General features: G+C 69.9%; 3 protein-coding genes. 1 reads left to right on the top strand and 2 read right to left on the bottom strand.

All coding sequences use genetic code 11. The annotated features are described in order from the left end of the window. Positions 1 to 261: 261 nt before the first annotated feature. Both AOK24_RS49425 and AOK24_RS38985 read right to left on the bottom strand, forming a co-directional pair. Positions 262 to 438, bottom strand: coding sequence for a hypothetical protein (locus AOK24_RS49425; protein WP_010351326.1), 177 nt, complete (start codon positions 436 to 438; stop codon positions 262 to 264). Between the two features lie 197 nt (positions 439 to 635). After that, positions 636 to 911 carry a hypothetical protein gene (locus tag AOK24_RS38985; protein WP_055724664.1) on the bottom strand — a complete coding sequence of 92 codons (276 nt, stop codon included), beginning with the start codon at positions 909 to 911 and terminating at the stop codon, positions 636 to 638. Between the two features lie 195 nt (positions 912 to 1,106). Between AOK24_RS38985 and AOK24_RS38980 the strand changes: the two genes are divergently transcribed. Next, positions 1,107 to 1,966 (top strand): serine/threonine-protein kinase (locus tag AOK24_RS38980; RefSeq protein WP_055724663.1); only part of this gene is annotated, 860 nt, incomplete at its 3' end.

Here is a 1,966-nt window from a genome sequence, read left to right as displayed (position 1 = left end):
GACAGGCGCAGGGCGGGGGGCCGGCCGAGGGGTTCGCGTGGGCGCAGGGCGAGAAGTCGGTGTGGGTGCGGAGGGTGAAGGTCAGGGCGGTGAGGAGGGTCACGGGGTGGGGGTCCTTCTGTCGCTTGTGGACAAAAGTAATGCCGGCGCAGCTCCCCAGCTGCGCCGGCATTGTTGCCGTCCGCCGCACCCCCGTCCCCACGGGGTTTCATGGGTGGGATGTCCCCGCCCGGACCGCTCTTCCGGGCCTGGGGTCGCCGCTCAGCGCCCCAGCATCACGCCCACGGACGACGCCTGTGTGGCCACTGTCTCCCAGCCGCCGAAGACGACGAAGAGCAGGACCGCGAGAGGGAGGACCATCAGGGTCGCCGTCAGAGGGTGACGACGGCCGGGCTCGGGCTGGTCGCGGTAGGTGTTCCGCGGGGCCGTGTAGGCCATGGCTCCTCCTTCCCGAGTTCAGGTTGTCGTTGGCAGCGGCGGGTGTCTGACCTCGGGGGACGAGTGCTGCACCCGCCGCTTGACCTCTAACTTAGGCGGGTGGCGCCGCGCGGGCGTCATGCCTTCGTACCGATCGGTGGGCCTCCCGGAGGATGAGCCTCGACCTGCGGCGTACTCCCCTGGGTGGAGACGGGAACCTACGACTCAGGGTCTTCCCGGAAGGGGTGTCCGCTCCGGGCGGTTTTTTCCGATTCCGCTTCCCGGGGGACCGGCTGCTCGACGAGGGCCAGGACCCGGTTCGCCATGAAGCGGGCCGTACGGATCACCGTCCCGGAGCGCGTGACTTCGCTCACTTCCACCACCCCCCTGCGGACCGCCGTCTCCACCCTGCGGCCCGCCCTGCTGGCCACCACCTCGTATGTCCGCGTCGTGTCCCCCGCGTCCACGACTATCTCCACTCGGTCACCCTTCACAGTGCCAATCCCCCTTCTGTGACGGCCGGTTGAGATCAGGACACGGCCGAAAACCGTTGCGGCGCCGCCTTCCTGACCACCTCTCAAGTCTCCCACCCGGCACTGACAATCGATCGGGCCGAGAGGGCGCGGCTCCTGCACACCGGCGGGCGGGGAAACGTAAGCTGTGGCACGTCACACGGACCGGCAGCGGGGATGAACATGGCGATGATGCGCCTGAGGCGCGAGGACCCGCGCGTCGTCGGCTCGTTCAGGCTTCACAGACGGCTCGGCGCGGGCGGGATGGGCGTCGTCTATCTGGGTTCCGACAAGAAGGGGCAGCGCGTCGCGCTCAAGGTCATCCGGCCCGATCTGGCGGAGGACCAGGAGTTCCTCTCGCGGTTCGCGCGCGAGGTGTCCGCCGTGCGCAGGATCCGGGGCGGGTGCACGGCCCGGCTCGTCGCCGCCGATCTCGAGGCCGAGCGGCCCTGGTTCGCCACGCAGTACGTTCCCGGGCCTTCCCTGCACGACAAGGTCGGCGACGAAGGGCGCATAGGGGCCGCCGAGCTCGCTTCCATCGGGGCCGCGCTGTCCGAGGGGCTCGTCGCCGTCCACGAAGCCGGGGTCGTCCACCGGGATCTGAAGCCGTCCAACATCCTGCTGTCGCCCAAGGGGCCCCGGATCATCGACTTCGGGATCGCCTGGGCGACGGGTGCGTCCACGCTCACGCATGTCGGGACCGCCGTGGGGTCGCCGGGGTTCCTCGCGCCCGAGCAGGTTCGGGGGGCCGCGGTCACGCCGGCCACGGATGTGTTCTCGCTGGGGGCGACTCTGGCGTACGCGTCCACCGCCGACTCGCCCTTCGGGCACGGGAGTTCGGAGGTGATGCTCTATCGGGTCGTGCATGAGGAGCCTCAGCTTCAGGGGGTGCCCGATGCGCTTGCTCCGCTGGTTCGGGCCTGTCTTGCCAAGGATCCTGAGGAACGGCCCAGCACGCTGGAGTTGTCTCTGCGGTTGAAGGAGATCGCCGCTCGGGAGGCTCAGGGGGCGGTTGTCGAGGGGCGGGTTGCTGGGCC

This window comes from Streptomyces niveiscabiei, assembly GCF_001419795.1.
GTDB classification, from domain to species: Bacteria; Actinomycetota; Actinomycetes; order Streptomycetales; family Streptomycetaceae; genus Streptomyces; species Streptomyces niveiscabiei.
This window is presented reverse-complemented; position numbering and strand designations above follow the sequence as displayed.